Origin of the sequence: Endozoicomonas atrinae (assembly GCF_001647025.1) — a bacterium.
GTDB classification, from domain to species: Bacteria; Pseudomonadota; Gammaproteobacteria; order Pseudomonadales; family Endozoicomonadaceae; genus Endozoicomonas; species Endozoicomonas atrinae.
Map to the genome: position 1 here is coordinate 1 of NZ_LUKQ02000342.1, position 4,503 is coordinate 4,503.

The 4,503-nt window shown below is 47.1% G+C and carries 3 protein-coding genes; 1 reads left to right on the forward strand and 2 read right to left on the reverse strand.

The genetic code is table 11. The annotated features are described in order from the left end of the window. Positions 1–358: 358 nt before the first annotated feature. Both glyS and glyQ read right to left on the reverse strand, forming a co-directional pair. Positions 359–2,470 (reverse strand): glycine--tRNA ligase subunit beta, encoded by a 2,112-nt coding sequence (gene glyS / locus AK963_RS25710; RefSeq protein ID WP_066018222.1) that lies wholly within the window; start codon positions 2,468–2,470, stop codon positions 359–361. After that, positions 2,470–3,435, reverse strand: a complete 966-nt coding sequence (gene glyQ / locus AK963_RS25715) for a glycine--tRNA ligase subunit alpha (protein WP_066018223.1) — start codon at positions 3,433–3,435, stop codon at positions 2,470–2,472. Before glyQ ends, glyS begins: the two co-directional genes overlap by 1 nt. A gap of 465 nt (positions 3,436–3,900) precedes the next feature. On the opposite strand from glyQ, the gene AK963_RS25720 reads away from it, so the two are divergent. Next, positions 3,901–4,422 (forward strand): permease, encoded by a 522-nt coding sequence (locus AK963_RS25720; RefSeq protein WP_066018224.1) that lies wholly within the window; start codon positions 3,901–3,903, stop codon positions 4,420–4,422. The last annotated feature ends 81 nt before the right edge of the window (positions 4,423–4,503 follow it).

The following is a 4,503-nucleotide window of genomic DNA, read 5'->3' on the forward strand; positions in this document are numbered from 1 at the left end:
AGAGTCAGCTTAGTAAAATATTTAACTTTCTGGAACTATCAGACTTGCAGACCACCCCAAAAAGCTATACTTAACGACAGGTCATTTTGGACTGGTGTTTTGAGGACTTTTTACGCCGGTGATGACAGTATGCCGCTAACTGAAATTATTTGGTGCTGATGTGATAGGTATAATGTTCTAACCGTCTTAAAATCAGCTTACAGACAGAGGGGGGAAATTATGCTGGGGACAGAAGGGATATTTCCATTGAAGGATTAGGAAAAAAGTTGATGGTGGCAATTTTATATGGTGGCAAAGTATGGCGGCATAAGGTTTAGAGATTGATAAAAATCCTTTTAAATCAATCTCTTTACAATGCTTAGCTTTTCTGTAACAAAGAGATATCAGCTACATGGAGGAAAAGGCTGCGTAATTGCTTAAGCAGTGCGTAGCGATTCAGGCGGACTGCTTCCTCTTCTGCATTAACAAGTACCTGGTCAAAGAACAGGTCAACAGGTTCTTTCAGTGCTGCGAGGCTTTCCATTGCGAGTGCGTAGCGACCTTCTTCCAGAGCAGGAGCAATTTCCTGTTTCTTGGCAAACACAACTTTCGCAAGCTCAACTTCCGCAGCTTCACTGAGAAGCGTCTCATCCAGCGTATCAGGAATAACAATGTCTCCGGCTTTAGCCAGAATATTGGATACACGTTTGTTGGCGGAAGCTAGTGCATCCGCTTCATCCATGGCATTAAAGCGGGTAATTGCCTTTATCCGAAGATCAAAGTCCAGTGGTCGGGTAGGGCGTAATGCCTTAACGGAGTTGATGATCTCAATAGCAATTCCTTCTTCTTGGTAAGCGGCATCAAAACGCTCCAGCATGTAGTTGACTACTGTCGTATTAAGATTGTCCAGTGCTGGCAGAGAAACACCTTGTTCCTGATAGCCCTGAATCGCCTGATCAATCAGTGCTTCCAGATCAAGGTTGAGCTTCTTCTCAACAATGATTCGGAGTACACCAATGCTGGCACGACGAAGAGCGAAAGGGTCTTTGCTGCCAGTAGGAAGCTGGTTGATACCAAAAATACCGGTAATCGTGTCCACTTTATCGGCAATGGCAACGGCACAGCCAATCAGCGTTGATGGCAGCTGGTCACCAGCAAAGCGGGGCATATACTGTTCATACAGTGTCTTGCTGACTTCAGGATTTTCACCGTCGTTGTCGGCATAGTACTGACCCATGATGCCTTGAAGCTCTGGAAACTCCAGAACCATTTCAGAAACCAGGTCAGACTTACACAGTTGACCAGCACGTTCTGCAAGCTTTGCATCACCACCTTCAGTCTGTGAAATGTAAGACGCAAGTCGTGCAATACGTTCAGTTTTTGCAAAGACTGAGCCCAGTTGAGCCTGGAATACAATAGGCTTCAGTTTTTTACGACGATCGTCCTGAGTCTGCTTGCGGTCAGTGTCATAGAAGAACTTGGCATCGGCAAGACGCGGACGAATGACTTTCTCATTACCTTCGACAACATGACGAGGCTCGGAACTTTCAATATTTGCCACTGTAATAAAGTGAGGAAGAAGTTTCCCTTCACTGTTTTCCACGTGGAAATATTTCTGATGCCCCTTCATGGAAGAGATCAGTGCTTCGGATGGAACGGAAAGGAATTCATCATCAAAGCGCCCGGAAAGGGCAACTGGCCATTCGTTGAGAGCGGTTACTTCATCCAGAAGATCAGGGTCAATCACCGAGTGCCCATTAATCGTGGTTGCAACTTGCTCAACCTGCTCACGGATGATTTCACGACGGGTATCAAAGTTAGCAATGACTTTGCCCTGCTCACGAAGAACTTGCGCATAATCAGCAGGATTGTTGATCGCGATTTCCTGATTCGCGTGGAAGCGGTGACCACGGGTTGTATTACCGGCTTTCAGGCCAAGGATTTCACAATCAATAATACTGTTGCCCTGCAGCATCAGCAGCCAGTGAACTGGGCGGACAAATTCGGTACGACTGGCACCCCAGCGCATGCGCTTTGGAATGGGCAGACTATTCAGAGACTGGGTAATGATTTCCGGCAGTAACGCGTTGGTTGTTTCACCCTGCTTAACAGAACGATAGACCAGCCATGCTCCTTTAGGTGTCTCTTCCTGTTCCAGGTCTTCAAAATTAACACCGTTGGAACGGGCAAAACCAAGCGCTGCTTTGCTTGGGTTACCTTCGGCATCATAAGCGGCTTTAACTGCAGGGCCTTTGCGCTCAAGTTTCTGATCAGGCTGAGCAGTATCCAGACCTTTGATCAACAGAGCCAGACGGCGTGGAGCAGCAAACGACTCATAGCCGGTAAAAGTGATCTGGGCTTTTTCAAGACCAGAAATAATTCCCTGGGTAAACGCCTCAGACAGACTCTTTAATGCTTTGGGTGGCAGCTCTTCTGTTCCCAGCTCAATCAGGAAGTCTTCTTTATGCGCTTTATTACTGGATGTGCTCATTATTTTTCCTCCTGCGTGCTTTCTTTCGCAAGCTGAGCCAGAACTTCATTACGAATGCTTTCATCGGCAAGAGGGAAGCCAAGCTCACGACGCTTATCAAAGTAAGCTTTGGCTACTGCTCTGGCCAGAGTTCTGACGCGCAGGATAAAACGCTGGCGTTCAGTCACAGAAATTGCATGACGGGCATCCAGCAGGTTAAAGGTGTGAGAAGCTTTCAGAACGTATTCATAAGCTGGCAGTGGCAGACCGATGTCAACCAGCTTCTGGGATTCACGCTCATAGAAGTCAAAGTGTTTGAACAGTTCTTCAGTGTCAGCATGCTCGAAGTTGAACGTGGACATTTCAACTTCCTGCTGATGGAAAACATCACCGTAAGTGACCGGGCCTTGTGGGCCAACAGTCCAGACCAGGTCATAAACGTTATCCACCCCCTGAATATACATGGCCAGGCGCTCAAGACCGTAGGTAATCTCTCCAGTTACGGGGTAACACTCAATGCCGCCGACCTGCTGGAAATAGGTAAACTGGGTGACTTCCATACCATTCATCCAGACTTCCCAGCCAAGACCCCAGGCACCCAGTGTGGGTGACTCCCAGTTGTCTTCGACAAAGCGAATATCATGAACCAGTGGGTCAATCCCCAGCTGACGGAGAGAGTCCAGGTACAGCTCCTGAATATTATCAGGCGATGGCTTCATCACGACCTGGAATTGGTAATAATGCTGCAGACGGTTTGGGTTTTCGCCGTAGCGGCCATCGGTAGGGCGACGGCTGGGCTGAACATAGGCTGAGTTCCAGTTTTCCGGGCCGATGGCTCGAAGAAAAGTGGCTGGATGGAAAGTACCGGCACCCACTTCCATATCCAGTGGCTGCATGATGACGCAGCCCTGCTGGGCCCAGAATTGTTGAAGGGCGAGGATCAGCCCCTGGAATGTATTGATATCTGGCGTGCTCTGGGAAGTCACTTTTCTACCTCTTAGAGGCTCAAATGCAAACTGGTCATTTTTTGAGCATTGAGCTTTATGTTGCGAGCAATTATCGATGACCAGTTTATACCAATCGAACTTTCTAACTTCCTATTGCGCAGAAGGTTTGATCCTTAATCATATGTTGGCGATCGTCACTATAGCGAAAGCTATGGCTCCTCACGCCGGCCTGTTTTAAGGAGCAAACCTTCATGCTCATAACGGAAGTTAGAAAGCACAATGGGTATTATTCATCTGGCACAGGTTTCCCTGTGAGTGACCACTCGCAGGGTTCGATTGTAAAAATAGAGAGGGATTATACCGGTTTGTGCGATTAAGTTTAAGCTGTGGATAAGTTGTGAAAAACGTGGGTAAACCCTTTGGAATAAGGTGTCAGGTTAATTCTATCTTCCAATAGATAGCCAACTATACTTCCAGTTCCACCTGAACTGGAGATTCTTCTCCATGGTTATTCTTGATCTTGCCTCCAGTTATGGGCTTCTTTTATGGCATATGTTGTGGCCCATAACCTTTGGGCTGGCACTGTCTGCCCTGGTGAGAAGCTATATTCCAACGAACACTATTGTTCGCCGACTGGGAAGTAATCATCTGGAAAGCGCCAGTCTTTCAGTGACGCTCGGCGCCGTTTCCTCTGTCTGTAATTACGCCACTATTGGTATGGGGCATACCCTGAGGGAAAAAGGTGCCAGCTGGTCAAATACCCTTGCCTTTATGATTTCCAGCACCAATGTAGGAATTTCAATGTTGATCGCTGTTTATGGGTTTCTTGGCATACTGTTTCTGGAAATCATGGTAGTGACGGCGTTTGCTTTCATTATTCTTGCCTATTTCATCGCAATCGCTTTGAAGATGCCTGAACCGTGCGTAAATGGCAGTGGAAGCAGTGGGGAGAGTCGTCATAGCAATGCATGGGAGAAAGCTGTCATCACCGGCGTAAAAAGTCCTCAAAACACCAGTCCAAAATGACCTGTCGTTAAGTATAGCTTTTTGGGGTGGTCTGCAAGTCTGATAGTTCCAGAAAGTTAAATATTTTACTAAGCTGACTCT